Here is a 15,818-nt window from a genome sequence, read left to right as displayed (position 1 = left end):
AGGGGGCGGGGTTTTTTGTCGTCTACAACCCCAAGGCCCTGGTGAGATTGACGCGGAACCGGTCACGTCGGCGCTGGTATCTGCGCGTCATCTCGGCCGAGGCATGGCCGAGCTGCTTTTGCACATAGCGCTCGTCGACCTCGGCCCACGAGGCAAGGCCGGCGCGCAGCGAATGGTCGGAGAACTTTTTGGCTCCGTTCGCCTTCCGACTGGTCGCCGCGCGCGCCGGCGGCAAGCGCGGCTGCCTCCAATTGTCTTGGAGCTGACGCGCCGCAACATGCGATGTGTCAGATCGATCTGCGACTCAGATGATTACCCGCGCCGCCCGCCCAAGCGTGCGTTCGGCATCGTTGTAGTAGTTCGAGGCCTGTTGCACCGAGCGATGCTGCGACTGCTGCATGGCTTCCGGCAGCGGAATGCCGCGACGGGCGGTTTCGGTGAGATAGCCGGAGCGCAGGCCGTGGGCGGAGAATATTGCCGGATCGAGGCCGGCCTCGGCGATGCGGCGCTTCAGGATCAGGTTGACGGCCTGCGGCGTCAGGGCGCGTTTTTCGAGATTGCCCCAGCGATCGATGCCGCGGAACACGGCGCCCTCGCTGATCCCGGCGCGTTCGAGCCAGCCTTTCAGGGCCAGAACAGGCCGGCCGACGAGCAGCACGAAGGCGTCGGTGTTGTCGCTTGGCAGTTAACTCTCAGAATGCAGTCGTTTCGACCAAGATTGGCATCTAATTTGAGAATATGGAAGTTCGGATTCTCAAATTAGATGCAATCGTATTGGCCGAAAGGCCGTGCATCCATTGAATTCCACAAGCCGTCCTCGAGAAATACCAGGCCGATAAGGTGTTGGCGTTGATTCTCACTTTAAATGCCAATGGCCGGGCTCGATTATCAAATTAAATGCACATTTTCAAGTTAGGTGTATAGCTAACACACTGGAATCGTTGACAAGCCATTCTCATTATTAACTGCAAGCGACAATTCGGCCAAAACGCGTTAACGATTCGTTAACCTTAAATCACTGGACGCCCGCAGAGGATCGGGCCTATCTGCTTGTCGGGCAAAAGCCGATAAGTCGCATGTAGACCGACAAAAGGGACTGGAAGTGTCAATGGCTGTACAAGCCACATGCCAAATGCAGAGCCAGGACCCGGCAGACAAGATCGTTCGGCACGCTGGCATGCTCTCCGAACACCTGCAGGCGAGGCGCCAGCAGATGTACCCGCCGGATGCACAGAAAAGCCTCAGGAACTTTATGGTTCACGAGGTTTCACGGCTGACCTCTATTCCGGAATCGACTCTCAAGTTGATGTCCAACGAAGGGAAAGGCCCGGTTCCTGCCCGCCTTGAAAACAATCATCGCGTCTATACGCTGGCGCAGATTAACGAACTTCGAGAACTGTTCGCGGCTCAACGGCCGGTTGAGGCGCTGAGATTTCTGCCGCATCGGCGAGGAGGCGAGCATCTGCAGATTCTGGCCGTAGCGAATTTCAAGGGCGGCAGCGCGAAGACGACGACGAGCGCGCACCTCGCGCACTATCTGGCGCTCCATGGCTATCGCGTTCTCGCCATTGATCTCGATCCTCAGGCATCGCTATCCGCGATGTTTGGCGCGCAGCCGGAAATGGATGTGCAGCAGAACGAGACCATCTATGCGGCCCTGCGGTACGACGATGAGCGTCGCCCAATCGCTGAGATTATTCGACCGACGTATTTCACGGGCATCGATCTGATCCCGGGGAATATCGAAGTCATGGAATATGAACATGAGACGCCGCGGTTCCTATCACAGCGTCGAACCGGCAGCGACAGCATCTTTTTCGAACGGTTGCGTCTCGCCTTGGCGGAGGTTGAGGACCGGTATGATATCGTCATCCTGGATACGCCCCCTTCCCTCGGCTTCCTGACACTTGGCGCCATTTACGCTGCGACGGGTCTTCTCGTCACCGTCCATCCGGCCATGCTCGATGTGATGTCGATGAGCCAATTCCTTCTGATGATGGGTGATCTGATTTCCGTCATCCGGGATGCTGGCGCAACGATGAAACAGGACTTTCTGCGGTACGTCGTGACAAGGCACGACCCTATGGACCAATCTCAAGTACATGTCGTCACAATGCTCCGACACCTGTTCACCGAGGATGTCCTCACGTCAACGGCAGTCGAAAGTGCGGCGATCGAAACGGCGGGCTTAGCCAAGCGCACTCTCTATGAGCTCGAATTTGGCAACATCTCGGCGGCGACGGCCAAGCGTGCGCGGGAGTCAATTGACGCAGTCAATGACCAAATTCTCGGCTTGATCAAGAAAAGCTGGGGGCGGACATGATTGCTAAGCGTTCTGGTCGCAAGTCAATTCTCGCGAATTTTGGAGCGTTCTCGCAGCCGAAAGCGGAAGCTTCGGATTCGTTCGTGCCCAAGGATCATTCCTCCCCGTCGGGGCAACCACTGGCCCGTGTTGGGGCGGGCGTGATCGGCGCCACACAACGATCGCTAGCAGAGTTACGAGAGGAGCGCGACAGCCTGCGCGCACTTGTCGACGCTGGTGGGGGTTCAGAACTCGATCCAAATTTGATCGATCCATCGCCATTCCCGGATAGGCTACCTGATGACAGCGACACGGAGTTTGAGGCACTCAAGAAGCTGATCCTGGATGAGGGTCAGAAGGTCCCGATCCAGGTGCGCCGGCATCCCATCTCGGAAGGCCGCTATCAGGTCGTCTACGGGCATCGCCGCTGGCGAGCGGCGCTAGAACTCGGTATCAAAGTAAGGGCTACGGTCCTGTCGTTGTCGGACAGTGAGCTCGTGGTAGCGCAGGGCATCGAGAATGCCGCGAGACAAGACCTTAGTTGGATTGAACGCGCGTTGTTCGCCTGGCGGATGGATGCGGCGGGCATTAAGGCGCGAGATATTCGCGCAGCCTTGTCAATCGATGATCCGGAATTGGCTCGTCTCAGGTCTGTTTGCCGGGCGCTTCCGGTGGACGTTATCGAGACCATCGGTCGCGCGCCGAGGGTCGGCCGTCCGCGGTGGGTCGCATTGGCGTCCGCCGTGAGCGAGGACCCATCCGCTCTAGCCCGAGTGCAGAGAACCTTGTCATCTGACAAGGGTTTGCTCCTGTCGTCAGATGAACGGTTCAAGCATGCTCTAGCTGCGGTGAGGAAGCCTCAGCCGCAGTCCCGCGACGAGAAGGAGATCAAGGGTCCGGCCGGAAGGGTTGTCGGAAAGGCGACATTCTCCAGCGGCGACATCAAGATCTCGATCGTGACCGAATACGCATCGGCCTTTAGCAATTTCGTCGAGGAGGAGCTGCCAATGCTGATGGAGAGGTTTTTCGTCCGGGAGGGCGAAGGATGATTTCAGTGCCGGGCAAAACCTTGTCAGCTGACAAGGGTAGGTGAAGCGCTGGGAGGGTGACGGTCTCGGCCGAAGCCAAAGGATAGCGCAACAAGACGTCGAGGTAGCATGCGGTAAAAAGAAAGGCCCCCGAAACAGCGTTCCGGAAGCCTCTCTCGTTCGTTTGGCAACAACGAGAATCTCACTTCCGCAGACCACAGTCAAGAGTCTCCGTGAGGAGATTAGGCGCCGTTTTGGTGATCACTTTCGCTTTGCCTACAAGCTGAAGGGCAGAACCATGATGGAACACATAGCGACGCCCTTTGGGCGGCGGACGATGACGCTTGGCCAAATTGCGAGCCAGGTGAGGGCAAGGGCGGCACCAAAGGACGCCGTCGTAAACAAGTGGCAGGCTTTTCAGCATATCCGAGAAGCCAGGGCTCTTCTGGGAGCCACGGACAGCGCGCTCGCGATCCTGAACGCGTTGCTGTCGTTCCACCAGGAGACAGTTCTCACGGGGGAGGGCAACGTCATTGTCTGGCCGTCCAACGAGCAACTAATGGCGCGCCAACGGCATGCCGCCGACGACGCTGCGCCGGCATTTGGCGGTGCTCGTCGATTGCGGGCTCATCATCCGTCGCGACAGCCCAAACGGTAAGCGGTTCGCCCGCAAGGGGCGGCGAGGCGAGATCGAGCAGGCTTATGGCTTCGATCTGTCGCCGATCGTCGCACGGGCCGCGGAGTTCAATGACCTGGCGGAAGCCGTCCAGGCCGAGAAGAGGGCATTCCGTGTCGCCAAAGAACGCCTGACGCTCCTGCGGCGCGATATAGTCAAGCTGATCGATACCGGCATCGAGGAAGGTGTGCCGGGCAATTGGGGCCGGGCGCTCCAGAACTATCAGGCCATTGTCGGCCGGCTGCCACGCTCTGCCCCGCGGCAGCTCGTCGAAAGCATCTGCGGAGAGCTCGAAGTGCTGTGGCACGACATCCGTGACGCGCTGGAATCATTTGCAAATTCACAGAATGCCGACGCCAATGAGTCCCGTTCCGGTCGCCACATACAGAATTCAAACCCAGACTCCATTTCTGAATCTGAAAACGGCTTGGAAGATAACGAAGAAGCGGGCGTCAACGCCGAGAAGACCGACAACCTGCGCAACCTGCCGAGACGTGATTTGCCGTTGGGGATCGTACTGGATGCCTGCCCGAACATGCAGGAGATCGCCCGAGGCCACGAAATTCGCCACTGGCGGGACTTTCTGGCCGCGGCCGAGCTTGTCCGGCCCATGTTGGGGATCAGCGGCAGCGCCTGGAGAGAGGCGCTGGCGGCCTTGGGCGAGCAACAGGCCGCGATCACGCTTGCTGCGATCTACCAGCGAGCTGATCAGATCAACAGCCCCGGCGGCTATTTGCGAAGCCTGACGGAGCGCGCCAGGCAGGGCAAGTTTTCGACCTGGCCGATGATCATGGCGCTCCTGCGGGCCAAACTGGATGCCGAAAAGGCATCTGCGGAAACGCTTAGCGGGCCGCCGGACGATGGCGATCGGAGGGAAGAGCGGTTCGAGGCCTCGGAAGCGCTTCTGCGGAGCCTGCGCGGGCCGGAATCATGACGCCGGACGGATCTGTGCGCCGGCATACTGGCCGCCGTTTCCGTTGGCGCAGCCAGTCGCGCGGGCCAAACCGGTGGCTCATTCATCGCTTGCGAGACCATCGAACGCATCAAGCAGCGCATCGACGATCGCTTGGCCGAGCGCCTGTGCTGTTTCACCGATTTCGGCGTCGTTTCTGTTGCGGACAGCGGTGGCGAGTTCCGAACCTTGATCCGTCAGGATTGCATTGGCCCGCTCGATCGCCCATTGAGCGAAATCCTCCCAGCTGTCGATAATCCTGGTTTCCATGGAGGCGCTCCCGCATTTACGATTTGTTTGGACAATCCGGGCTAGGGTCAGGGCGCGCGATGGGTACTGCGTTCGCGCCACAACATGCCTCGATTCTTGCAGCGTCAGCCTCACTGGGCAAGCCGTTCCGCCTCGCCCGGGGGGCGGTTCCTTGACGGATTAGCGCTCATTTTCTTCCCGACCGTGCTCAGTTCAATCTCCTGGACTTCGGTCGCCTGCTCATCCGTAAAGCGCTTGCATAACCGTTTTTCCTGTTCCTGTGGTCGACGGGAAGCGCGTTTTTGCCTGCCAGCGGCCATTTGCAGCGCCGGAGAGAGTTTTGAGACGGATTTGTAAGCGTGAATGGGACGGATAACTGATCGGAGGAAAGCCATTCACACCTGGCCCGCCATTGACTTTCGGCCATTCGTCGCGGGTGGGATTGAAATTTGACCTGTTGAGTGCCCGGAACGATCCCGAGAAGATCGCGGACCGGCTTTGGGATGGTCGCCTGTCCCTTGGCTGTGACTGTAGTGGTCATGTTCCCACCTCGGTAAAACCAGATTTGTCGCTTGGCACTTAAACGTAAGAATGCGGCAGTTTGTGCGGGCGGTGGCACTTAACTTAAGAATCTCAGCGCGTCGGTTCTCAAATAAGACGCAAAAGCGTGAACCACACACACCCCGACGCCGACACACTATGGCATTGAAATCGTAAGGAAGTTATCGGCCTCTTTCTAAGGCAAATCCCTTGATCTAGCACACAGAAATACAGAAAATATCCTGCCAGCTCGTTCTCGATTTAACGATTTAACTGCAAAAAATCGCGACGGAATCTCAATTTAAGTGCTCATTCTCAATTTTAGTGCACGGCTAAGTCACGGAAATCATTGACACGGGATTCTCATAATTAACTGCCAAGCGACACTTGGCACATTCACCTCATGCGCCGCACGAGGGAGCGGCGTGGCGCTTACACCTTTCCAGGCGCATTCGGCCATGACAGATATCCTCAAGACGTTCTGAATACGGCCTCTTTCATCCAACGGCGGCAGGCTGCGGATGAAGCTGGTGAGCAAGGCGAGGCTCTGATTGGCCATCGTGCCGGTGATGGCAAGCCCGAGCAATCAGCAGCGTCAATGTCATGCGGGCCGTCGCCGGCCACTCCGCTCTTTTGTCCTAAATGATGGCTTTTCGCTGAGCCAATTCAGGCACCGCCATTGCACCTACAGGGAGCCAGCCACGCACGTCCTCATCAGCGCTGTCGGTGGGTGGCTTTCTTTTCGTTGTCAAAGAAAATGCAAAGAGCAGAGCTAGCAATTATACGGCCGAAGGCCCGGGCACTTTTGAAACCTAGCGGATCAAAATGCGCGAGGGCAATATCAACCAGCCGTCGCGGCATCATGCGCGACGTCGCAACGATGGCTAGCGGCTCCTCAACCGAGTAGGCCGGCGCGATTTCGGCGAACGAGCCGTTGGACAGCATCAACTCGTAGTCGTCCAAAGCACGCTGCAATATCATCTGCAGGACCTTGGCAGGGCGAGACTCGGCACTCAACGCGTCGAAAGTCGCGGAGATGCCGCGGGCGGGAAGTGCTGCTGACAGAAACACCTGCACCTTCGGATCCGCGTCGTGGCGTTCATTCGAAAGGAGAACGGTCCTTCTCGCGGGCAAAGCTCGGGCGGGTACTATTCTATTGCCCGTCTGGCGACCGGTCGGCTCGATTGGTGCGATCGCTACTGGAGGATTTAAAGAGGCCAGCATACTCCCCTGAAACGACCTCCCCGATTGGCCCGCCGCAAGTCGGCGCGCCTCCTGCATCGAAACAGCCGGTTTGCGGATACCCATATCAAACACCCAACGCCTTCTCTACGAAAGCACCGATCGTGGCAAGCTCATCCAATGCGTGCCGGTTGTTACGCAACATTAGTCGCATTGCGGGCGTCTGGGACATATTCGCCACCGTCATGTGCAACATCCCCCGCTCCTTCATGGCCGCGAAGGCATCACGCTCATACATGGGCATATCAAGTACTGGCAGAAGCTCTAGCATGTCGTATGCGGCCTGTTGAGAGACCGTTAGTCTGCCAATAGGAACTCGCTGGCGAAGAATGGCGGTATGAGTTTGCAGAGCCTCTGCTAGTAGCAGCTCGATGATATATCGATAAGTCGCAAGCGCTTCATCGATGTCCAGGGGTGTCAGCATGGTTGGCACCAGCAGAAAGTCGGAGCTGGCGACAATAACATTGTTCAGTTCACTCAGGCCACCATGGGTGTCGGCCAGCGCATAATGGAAGCCAGCAGCTTCAGCCTGTTGATATGCGTCCTCCAGTAGAGGTAACTCATCGGCGACGAACACCTCACATTGATGATCCCAAGCCTCGTTGCGAAGAGCGTTTTCTTTCCACTTCGTAAGGGGGTGGTTTTCGTCAGCTTCGAACAATGCAACCCTCTTCTTCTTGGAGGCAAGCGAGGAGCACAACCCCATTAAGGCCGTGGTTTTACCCGCTCCACCTTTGAATGAGCAGCAAGTAATAAGTTTCATGCGTAGTTTTGCCTCCGCCTGGATGCTTTCGTGTAAGCTGCATTGATTTTGTTTATTAATCACCCACCAAAACCATAGAAAACAGGGTTCTGTCAACGTAATTTCATAGCGTAATAATTAGCGTCTCACAACTTCTGGTTACGTCTGTAACCTTTTGCTGATTCCATTTAGCATGGATACATCTATGATAATGTCGGTCAGTGTAAATTTGCAAAGAGACTCTTTCTACGAATGTGGATCAGAGAAATGACGGATGAGGACTTTCCGAACTTATTCAATGATGCTTCTCTTCGTAGAAGACGAAGCGCCGCGATAGTTGACCCGCTTGGCTATAAGATAGTCAGCGTCCGGTTGCGGTTGGCTGAATTTGAATGTTTCTCGGAACAATTGCAGGCGCTCGGGCTAACAAGCAATTTGGCCCTCCGCATCGCAGCGCGTCGGATAGCAGGCTTCTTGGAAATTGACGCGGACACTCGCCAAAACCTCCAAGAAATTACCAGCAGCATTGGCCAAATTGCCGATGCGCTCAACGACATGAACGGGATTGCAAGTCGCGATGGTAAGGTGGATATCGAGCGCTTCGAGACTCATAGGCAGCAGTTTGGCAAAGAATTCGCCGACCTCGATGCACTGCTTCGCACAATACTGAACATTTCCCGACGGCGGCAAGACGGCCGAAGACTATTGCAGGAGAGCGTACGGTGAGAGGATCTGGGAACGTCGCTGTCAGGTGGCCAAGATGCCCCCGCAAGCCATCATAAGAATTGTGCCTCGAGGCGGCGCTCGTACCGCAAGCCAAATTCGGAATCAGCTAAATTATCTGTCTCGCGAGGGCACCATTGACCTCTTGCGATCCTCACGTCATCAGGGCGTCGTGGTGCCATACGATAGCCTTCACGAGATGGCACGCAGTTGGGCCGAACAAACCGGCAACTATCAATCTGGCCAGCCAGAGGCAGAAAGCAACCAGGACCTGACCACGCACATCATCGTCAGCTTTCCGCGTGGCACCGATACCAATAACGCACACGCTGCCGGCCGGGCGTGGGTGGAGAACATATTCGGTTCTGGGCGCCAGGGCGGTACATTCGACTACATCACTGCCTTTCATGTCGACCGGCAACATCCACATTTGCATGTGGTGGTCAATCGCAGGGCGGTGGAAGGCCACTGGCTGAAAATCTCACGCCGCCATCCCCACCACAATTACAACCATATGCGTGCTGCGCTTGTTGATGCCGCGTATGACCACGGTATCGAATTGGATGCGACCTCGCGTGCTGAGCGCGGTATCATGGAACGACCGATTACCTATGCGGAGTTCCGACGCAGGGAGAGGGCTGGAGAAACCGTTGCGATTCGCCCGCACCCAGAGCCCGATGTTCACGTCACTCCCCGTGGATCACCCGGACCCGCAAACCTTGGCGACCGCGGCAGGGGGCTAAGGCCTGCCGGCGGTCCACATGGACAAAGTCACGGAGACGTCCCCGGACAAGCGTCCGGTAGCAACGTTGGACCGGCCACCCGCGACAATGCGGTCGATGAAATTCGTATGGGCGGCGATTTTGACTCGGGGAGGCGAAGCGACGCCGGTGGGCAGGGACAAGCTGCGGGGCACGGTACACAGGATGAGAGCGGTTTCGAGCAACAGCGCCAAGCCCGGCGGCGCCGGCGCCCGGAGACGGAAACTGAAGACGCCGGTTCCAATACACCCCAGCACCCACGGCAGCGCCGCCGCTACCCGCCCGGCATCATTGAAACCCGTGCCCAGCGAGCGGCCCGTGAACAACGTGAAGCCCAAGAACGCGCAAGGCGGCACGACCAAGGGCCTGAAGAGCTCGACCCCGGGCGCCCAGAGCGGCGTAAGCGCCCCCGCTACGCCCCCGGCATCATCGAAACACGGGCCCAACGAGCAGCCCGTGAACAGCGCGAAGCCGATGAACGCGCAAGGCGGCACGACCAAGGGCCCGAAGAGCTCGACCCCGGGCGCCCAGAGCGACGTAAGCGCCGCCACTACGCCTCCGGCATCGTCGAAACGCGGGCCCAACGAGCAGCCCGTGAACAGCGCGAAGCAGATGAACGCGCTAGGCGGCACGTCCAAGGGCTTGAAGAGCCCGATTTGGAGTGGCCGGAGCGTGAGCGCCGTCGCTACGCTCCGGGCATCGTTGAAACCCGGGCCCAACAGGCGGCCCGTGAACAGCGCGAAGCCGATGAACTCGCAAGGCGACATCACCGCCGTGAGCCCGATCCTCAAGACCTCGATCCTAATCAACCCCGGCGCCTTCGCAGCGGCCGCGTGGCCGAACGATCGCGCCATGACCCGGGCGGTTCTCGCTGAGTACGACCATGAGAAATATTGAAACCACAGGATGCCAAGCCTGACTCAGGAGAACGCGAAAAAATTCGGACTCGCGCGAATTCTGAAGGCAGAGAAGATGTTTTGTGCCAATCGTCGAGCGAATTGATCGTCGCTTGACAGAAGTCAGCGAAGTTGAATTCAATCATCAATGCCCCCGGGTCCCAGGTCCCTAAAAAGATACGTTCTGTTGAAAGTTTTTCTGCGTCATGACGGGGCCGGCCGCTGTCATGCCGCTAGTATGGCGAACTGTTTGGCCAGCATCGGCCGCACACGGCGCTTGATGCGCCGCTGGTCCTGCCCGAACCCTGATCCTTTTAACCGATTTGCCACATCGCAGAACCGGATGGCTTCGTTATTGGTCAGGCTGCCGTCGATGACAATGCGATGGGGACTCGGTCATGGCGCTCCAGCGCTTTCCTGAAGAAGCGCGTGGTCGCCAGCAGGTCGTGATGCTCGCTGAACCAGAATTCGACCGTGTCGCCGACACTTTCGATGGTTCGGTAGAGATACATCCACTCACCGCGAATCCTTGATGTAAGTTTCGTCGATGGCCATTTGCAAGTGACCGCACGCTTTGGTTGAAGCGCTCCAGCAACCGCGGAGGAAAATGAAACCCTAGCGATGAACCATCGAATGATGGGCGCCGATGACTGGAACGACGGTGAATCCGGCATGCGGCGGCATAATTAGGTTGACACATGCGGCATAAATTGCCTGACACGTGTTCAGCCGCCATGGCTGCGCTCGATTTGCTCGATCAACGCCGCCAGGGTTGCCAGATCATCTGGCCGCACGAACGACCGACCGGCCGCGACCTGAATGAAAACATCGGGTTCAGCGACGTCCGTCCATGACGCAAGCAGTGAGCGAAGTCGTCCCGCCGCATCGTAGAACATGACGCGGTCCTCGCCCCAGTTCTGCTTGCGGGTCAACAGCACGAAGCGCTCGCCGCGCCACGATGGAACGGGTGCGTGATCTCGAACTCTATACGCGCTCGAGTGTCAGCACGAACTGCAGTCCTGGACTTGAAAGAAGGGCAAGGTCGAGGGCGCGGTGCTGATCGTCGAGCGCTGGATTCTGGCGCGGCTGAGGAATCGATCCTTCTTCTCGATCGTCGAGCTCAACGCGGCGATCGCCGAACTGCTCGAGGAGCTGAACAACCGGCCGATGCGCCATATCGGCCAAAGCCGCCGCGAACTGTTCGAGGAGATCGAGCGGGCTGCCTTGAAGCCGCTGCCGGCGACGCCGTTCGAATACGCGGAATGGAAGACGGCCAAGGTGCATCCCGACTACCATGTCGAGGTCGACAAGACCTTCTACTCGGTGCCGCACCGTCCAGGTGCGGCTCACCCACCGGACGTCGAGATCTTCCACGATCACCAGCGCGTCGCCAGCCATGTCCGCCGCTCGCAGCGCTCCGGCCATGTCACCGTTAACACCCACATGCCCAAGGCCCATCAGCGCTATGCCAATACGACACCGGCCAACCTGATCGGCCGGGCGGCCCGGATCGGCCCCAACGCCGCCATCCTGGTCGAGCGCATGCTGCGCGATAGGCCACATCCGGAACAGGGCTACCGCGCGGCCATGGGCATCCTGTCGCTTTCGCCGCGCTATGGGCGGGAGCGCACCGAGGCGGCTTGCGAGCGGGCGCTGCTGATCAACGCGATCACCTACGCCTCCATCACCGCCATCCTCAAATCCGGCCTCGACCGGGCCAGCTCCGCAGAGCCGGCAAAGCCGACACCGCCGCACGCCAACATCCGCGGCTCCACCTATTACCAGTGAAGGAAAGGAAGAAAGAATGCTGACAAATCCAACGCTCGATCAGATGCAGGTCCTCGGGCTCGCCGGCATGGCCGCCGCTTGGCGCGAACTGGCCGAACAGAGCAGCGCCAATGAGCTCAGCCGCGACGAGTGGCTCGGCCTGATGCTCGACCGTGAGGTCGCCATGCGCGCCGACAAGCGCGTCAGGAACCGGCTCGCCTCAGCCAAGCTGCGCTTTCCCGAAGCTTGCATCGAGGACATCGATTTTGCCGCGCCGCGTGGCCTCGACCGGCGCAACACCATGGCGCTCGCCCAGGGCGAATGGCTGAAAGCGCATGAGAACCTGATCGTCACCGGCCAGACCGGAACCGGCAAGTCGTGGCTGGCCTGCGCCTTCAGCGAAATCGCTGTCCGGGAATTAGCGGAACCCCTGTCCGGCTTTGCGAAATGCGCAATCCGAACAAAAATGGACACGGGCAACAGGCAGCGGCGGCAGGATATATCCTGATGTATTCGCTAGCGAAGCGGGAAGAGAAAGCCCTATTTTGCTGTTGGGCAACGACCAAGATGCATCCTGTGAATGTCGCTCCGTTTTGGGGCGCCCCACTTCTGGGCTCGCGCGAGCCGCGAGGGCTTCGCGCGCGAAGGGCGAACGGGAAGCGTATTTGATTTAAGTGATGAAGTGAAATCTATTGGCTTACAGTTATAAAAAATCGAGTTTTACGTATCAATCACCGATAGTATAGGTCTACGGCGTGTCCAGTGTTTTCGTGCATAAACAAAATTCACTAGGGCGAGGAAAAAATACGCGAAACGTGGCCCTTTGATTGAATGCAAAGACGGTACAACAAAATTGCGCCGTTGGCGCATTACATATGAAAAGAAAACATAATCAAAACAACAAACAAACACGACAGATGCAAAATAAAAATCAGAATGGAGACTATGAGGGTCTAGGGCCAACGTTGGGGTATCAGCGGCGAGAGTGACACCGCTAATCCCAACCAGATGCAGTTGGCCAATCGGTGGCGGGCATGGCAGGGGGCCAAATCATCTGTCCATGGGCTATGATGTCGAACCCCCCTCTCGTCGTATCGCGGGTCCATACTTCATTGCCTTGGTAACTGAAGCGGTCGGTCCTAGCGATAGCAAGGAAATGCTGGATGTCTTCGCGCTCGACGTTAGTGCACCATCGCCGGTGGTACTTGCCCGATATAGCTGAAGCAGAGAGGACGCCATCGTATGGACGGAGGTCCATCGCCATCACCACCCCGGGAAAATACTTAGTTGGAACCTCTTCGAAACTCCTGCTTTCAACACAGGAGTTTGCAAGGAGGGCAGGCAAAAAGACATACACCAGGGGGGGGTCAGATGCATCAATCGAGAGGGCATCAACCTCAATGGCCTCATTAGCGCCACCGAGTGGAGACCGGGTCATGCAGGGCTCCGTTTCAAACGCCCCAAAAACCCTTGGAGGAAGGCTCGCAGCTTGTTCATAAGCCCGCGCCTGAGCCACCCAATTGCGCTGAGCTTTCTGGAGCCGCTTGAGGTATTCACGGTATTTTTTGGCTGCCTTCTTGAGGCCCTTGCGCAGATTGTCTCCGGTTTTGCCCGTTAGGCAGACGCTGTCAAATTGGGGGCGCACGTAGGTTGGATAGTTGTCTGCCATGGTGAAGGTTTTGATAGAGTTATAAAAGTGACTCGTTTATATAGAGGCTTGTCCAAGGAGGTGTTTGTATCTCCTTCTGCATAGTTGTGCCCGTTCGGTGCACTCAAGGGGTATTTTTGTTGATGGGTCCCTTAGGCAGCCGTTGGCCTCCGCTATAGTTCAAGGGGCGCAACTGTAGCGGTTGCTAAGTCAACAACATCTCATATTCTTTCCAAGAGCTATTTACCGCTGCGAATTCTGGAAGAGCCAGATTAGTGCCGCCCACGGACCCAATGAAAAAGTGACAGAGACCCGTTGATACCGACCGATTAGTGGCATTGATTGGCTGGCTGGCTGGAAGGCATTGATTGGGTGGCTGGGCTGGGGAAGGCATTGATTGGGTGGCTGGCTGGCTGGTGGCATTGGCTGGCTGGCTGGCTGGCATTGATTGGCTGGCTGGCTGGCTGGCAGGATATATGGCTTTGTAGCCTTTCTTTGTTCGTGCATTCGTGCATTCGTGCATTCGTGCATTCGTCACGTAAGCGGGGAAGCCGTGAAGTGGACCGCCGATTTTGGACCAGCGGCTTAGGTGGTGCGGATGCCGTTGCCACATGCCCACGCTTTGCTAGCCACATTGATCGTGGTGTTCGAGGGCCGGAGCGAGGTCGGCCTCATGCGCGGTTTGATCAGCATTTTACCGCAATACGCGAAACCTCGCCTGCGGGGCTACTCTCATCAATGGCAATGGCGATGAAACCTTCAGCCGCGGGACTGTCAGGAATTCTGTGCGCGAGGCCGGTTTCGTCATTGGCTGACGAACCTTTCGCCGAAGACGACGGCGAACTGGGTTTTGGCCTCGAACCACTCGCGCGGCGGTCGTTTCCAATCCTCGGCGGCGTGGTTCAGGACCAGATATAGCAGCTTCATGGCCGCATCGTCACTCGGGAAGTGTCCCCGGGTGCGGACAGCGCGGCGCAGCTTGGAGTTCAACGCCTCGATCGCGTTCGTGGTGTAGATGATCCGGCGCACGCTTTCGGGGAAGGCGAAGAACGGCACCACGTGTTGCCAGTTGCGCCGCCAGTTCTGGGTGATCGCCGGATACCGCTGGCCCCAGTAGCCGGCCTCGAAGTCCTCCAGGGCCTTCATGCCGGCTTCGGCGTCCTTTGCCCGGTAGATCGCGCGCAGCGCCGGCACGACCGGCTTGCGATCCTTCCACGACACGAACTCCAGGGAATGGCGGATCAGATGCACGATGCAGGTTTGGACCACGGTCTGGGGGAAGACGGCGTTGATCGCCTCGGGGAAGCCCTTCAGGCCGTCGACGACGGCGATCAGGACGTCGGCGACGCCACGGCTCTTCAGCTCGTTCATGACACGCAGCCAGAACTTGGCGCCCTCGGTCTGCTCGATCCAGATGCCGAGAATCTCCTTCGTGCCGTCCGGCAGGATGCCGAGCGCGACGTAGACGGCCTTGTTGCGCACGAAGCCCTCGTCCCTGATCTGACCCGGATGGCATCGAAGAAGACCAGCGGATAGACCGCATCCAGCGGCCCGTTCTGCCACTCGGCCACTTCCTCCAGGACGGCGTCGGTGACGGCCGAGATCAGGTCCGGCGACACGTCGATGCCGTAGAGCTCCTCCAGATGCCCGCGGATCTCGCGCACCGTCATGCCGCGCGCATACATGAAGATGATCTTGTCGTCGAAATCGGGAAAGCGGCGCTGGTATTTGGCGATCAGCTTCGGATTGAAGGTTCCGGCACGGTCGCGCGGGATCGTCAGCGTCATCTTCGATGTGCCCGTCAGCACTGACTTTCGCGAATGGCCGTTACGGCGATTGGCATTCCCCTCGGTGTTCTCGTCCTCAAGGTGCTCGTCGAGTTCAGCGTTCAGAATCCGTTCCGAAAGCGCCTTCTTCAGGTCGTCGAGCAATCCGTCCTTGGCAAACACCTCATTCGGATCGCGGCCGGCAAGCAGTTGGTCCAGAAGTTCCTTCTCGATAGCCATGTGATGATTCTCTCCTTTCCATCATCATGGGCCTCGCGCACAGAGTTCCTGACAGTCCCTCAGCCGCCGATCCGGACCATCAGAACCTAAGTCAGGAATGACTGGCATCTGTCGATGCCGGCTCAATACGCCCAGCGGCAGAGGGGCAAGGTCAAGCGTTCCGAATGCGCTCCCCTGCCACCTGCCACCCGGCTTACTGGGTTTGGGCTCGGATGAACTCCCGTGGCAGGTGGCAGGTGGCAGGTGGCAGGTGGCAGGTGGCAGGTGGCAGGTGGCAGGTGGCAGG

General features: G+C 58.2%; 11 protein-coding genes and 7 pseudogenes. 7 read left to right on the top strand and 11 right to left on the bottom strand.

Annotation, left to right across the window (positions count from 1 at the left end):
* Positions 1-22: 22 nt before the first annotated feature.
* Positions 23-242: pseudogene (locus CIT25_RS35450) on the bottom strand (tyrosine-type recombinase/integrase); the annotation flags it as partial.
* Positions 243-304: 62 nt separating this feature from the next.
* Positions 305-661 (bottom strand): annotated as a pseudogene (locus CIT25_RS35445) (tyrosine-type recombinase/integrase); the annotation flags it as partial.
* Positions 662-1,108: 447 nt separating this feature from the next.
* Between CIT25_RS35445 and repA the strand changes: the two are divergent.
* The 3 genes and pseudogenes from repA (at position 1,109) to repC (ending at position 4,940) form a co-directional block, all read left to right on the top strand.
* Entirely contained in the window at positions 1,109-2,323 is a 1,215-nt protein-coding gene (gene repA / locus CIT25_RS35440) for a plasmid partitioning protein RepA (RefSeq protein WP_095489707.1), read from the top strand.
* A complete protein-coding gene (gene repB / locus CIT25_RS35435) occupies positions 2,320-3,351 on the top strand; it encodes a plasmid partitioning protein RepB (RefSeq protein ID WP_095489706.1) in 1,032 nt (343 codons plus the stop codon). The genes repA and repB overlap by 4 nt, the downstream gene beginning before the upstream one ends.
* 277 nt (positions 3,352-3,628) lie before the next feature.
* A pseudogene (gene repC / locus CIT25_RS35430) lies at positions 3,629-4,940 on the top strand (plasmid replication protein RepC).
* 78 nt (positions 4,941-5,018) lie between these two features.
* On the opposite strand, the gene CIT25_RS35425 reads toward repC, so the two are convergent.
* From CIT25_RS35425 to CIT25_RS35405, 4 genes and pseudogenes are all read right to left on the bottom strand, one after another.
* Positions 5,019-5,228, bottom strand: a complete 210-nt coding sequence (locus tag CIT25_RS35425; RefSeq protein WP_095489705.1) for a hypothetical protein — start codon at positions 5,226-5,228, stop codon at positions 5,019-5,021.
* A gap of 436 nt (positions 5,229-5,664) precedes the next feature.
* Positions 5,665-5,748: pseudogene (locus tag CIT25_RS35420) on the bottom strand (AbrB/MazE/SpoVT family DNA-binding domain-containing protein); the annotation flags it as partial.
* Between the two features lie 713 nt (positions 5,749-6,461).
* Positions 6,462-7,055, bottom strand: a complete 594-nt coding sequence (locus CIT25_RS35410; protein WP_095489703.1) for a conjugal transfer protein VirC2 — start codon at positions 7,053-7,055, stop codon at positions 6,462-6,464.
* A 1-nt stretch (position 7,056) separates the two neighbouring features.
* Positions 7,057-7,752 (bottom strand): conjugal transfer ATPase VirC1, encoded by a 696-nt coding sequence (locus CIT25_RS35405; protein ID WP_095489702.1) that lies wholly within the window; start codon positions 7,750-7,752, stop codon positions 7,057-7,059.
* A 246-nt stretch (positions 7,753-7,998) separates the two neighbouring features.
* Here CIT25_RS35405 and virD1 point away from each other — a divergent pair, with 246 nt between their 5' ends.
* Both virD1 and CIT25_RS37995 read left to right on the top strand, forming a co-directional pair.
* Entirely contained in the window at positions 7,999-8,457 is a 459-nt protein-coding gene (gene virD1, locus CIT25_RS35400) for a T-DNA border endonuclease subunit VirD1 (protein ID WP_095489734.1), read from the top strand.
* Positions 8,458-8,491: 34 nt separating this feature from the next.
* Positions 8,492-8,983, top strand: a pseudogene (locus tag CIT25_RS37995) (relaxase/mobilization nuclease domain-containing protein); the annotation flags it as partial.
* 210 nt (positions 8,984-9,193) lie between these two features.
* Here CIT25_RS37995 and CIT25_RS37990 read toward each other — a convergent pair.
* The 3 genes and pseudogenes from CIT25_RS37990 to CIT25_RS35385 form a co-directional block, all read right to left on the bottom strand.
* Complete coding sequence (locus CIT25_RS37990) at positions 9,194-10,024, bottom strand: hypothetical protein (RefSeq protein ID WP_245330155.1); 831 nt, start codon at positions 10,022-10,024, stop codon at positions 9,194-9,196.
* 342 nt (positions 10,025-10,366) lie between these two features.
* Positions 10,367-10,759 (bottom strand): annotated as a pseudogene (locus tag CIT25_RS37985) (DDE-type integrase/transposase/recombinase); the annotation flags it as partial.
* Positions 10,760-10,836: 77 nt separating this feature from the next.
* Positions 10,837-11,049 carry a DUF5372 family protein gene (locus CIT25_RS35385; RefSeq protein ID WP_164898868.1) on the bottom strand — a complete coding sequence of 71 codons (213 nt, stop codon included), beginning with the start codon at positions 11,047-11,049 and terminating at the stop codon, positions 10,837-10,839.
* A gap of 115 nt (positions 11,050-11,164) precedes the next feature.
* Here CIT25_RS35385 and CIT25_RS35380 point away from each other — a divergent pair, with 115 nt between their 5' ends.
* Together CIT25_RS35380 and CIT25_RS35375 are read left to right on the top strand one after the other, a co-directional pair.
* Complete coding sequence (locus CIT25_RS35380) at positions 11,165-11,899, top strand: Mu transposase domain-containing protein (RefSeq protein ID WP_425351783.1); 735 nt, start codon at positions 11,165-11,167, stop codon at positions 11,897-11,899.
* A gap of 16 nt (positions 11,900-11,915) precedes the next feature.
* Positions 11,916-12,386 carry an ATP-binding protein gene (locus CIT25_RS35375; protein ID WP_280953412.1) on the top strand — a complete coding sequence of 157 codons (471 nt, stop codon included), beginning with the start codon at positions 11,916-11,918 and terminating at the stop codon, positions 12,384-12,386.
* A gap of 486 nt (positions 12,387-12,872) precedes the next feature.
* Here CIT25_RS35375 and CIT25_RS35370 read toward each other — a convergent pair whose 3' ends face one another.
* Both CIT25_RS35370 and CIT25_RS35365 read right to left on the bottom strand, forming a co-directional pair.
* A complete protein-coding gene (locus CIT25_RS35370; RefSeq protein WP_095489699.1) occupies positions 12,873-13,547 on the bottom strand; it encodes a RolB family protein in 675 nt (224 codons plus the stop codon).
* A 783-nt stretch (positions 13,548-14,330) separates the two neighbouring features.
* A pseudogene (locus CIT25_RS35365) lies at positions 14,331-15,532 on the bottom strand (IS256 family transposase).
* Positions 15,533-15,818: the final 286 nt, after the last annotated feature.

It is taken from the genome of Mesorhizobium mediterraneum (genome assembly GCF_002284565.1).
In the GTDB taxonomy this organism is placed as follows: Bacteria; Pseudomonadota; Alphaproteobacteria; order Rhizobiales; family Rhizobiaceae; genus Mesorhizobium; species Mesorhizobium mediterraneum.
Note: the sequence above shows the minus strand (reverse complement) of the source record. Positions and strands in the feature narration are given on the sequence as shown.

Excerpts from the sequence above, each read along its gene's own strand:
- repB (WP_095489706.1), top strand. The coding sequence starts at position 2,320 with ATGATTGCTAAGCGTTCTGGTCGCAAGTCAATTCTCGCGAATTTTGGA.
- CIT25_RS35370 (WP_095489699.1), bottom strand. The coding sequence starts at position 13,547 with ATGGCAGACAACTATCCAACCTACGTGCGCCCCCAATTTGACAGCGTC.
- CIT25_RS35405 (WP_095489702.1), bottom strand. The coding sequence starts at position 7,752 with ATGAAACTTATTACTTGCTGCTCATTCAAAGGTGGAGCGGGTAAAACC.
- CIT25_RS35425 (WP_095489705.1), bottom strand. The coding sequence starts at position 5,228 with ATGGAAACCAGGATTATCGACAGCTGGGAGGATTTCGCTCAATGGGCG.
- CIT25_RS35375 (WP_280953412.1), top strand. The coding sequence starts at position 11,916 with ATGCTGACAAATCCAACGCTCGATCAGATGCAGGTCCTCGGGCTCGCC.
- CIT25_RS35410 (WP_095489703.1), bottom strand. The coding sequence starts at position 7,055 with ATGGGTATCCGCAAACCGGCTGTTTCGATGCAGGAGGCGCGCCGACTT.
- repA (WP_095489707.1), top strand. The coding sequence starts at position 1,109 with ATGGCTGTACAAGCCACATGCCAAATGCAGAGCCAGGACCCGGCAGAC.
- virD1 (WP_095489734.1), top strand. The coding sequence starts at position 7,999 with ATGACGGATGAGGACTTTCCGAACTTATTCAATGATGCTTCTCTTCGT.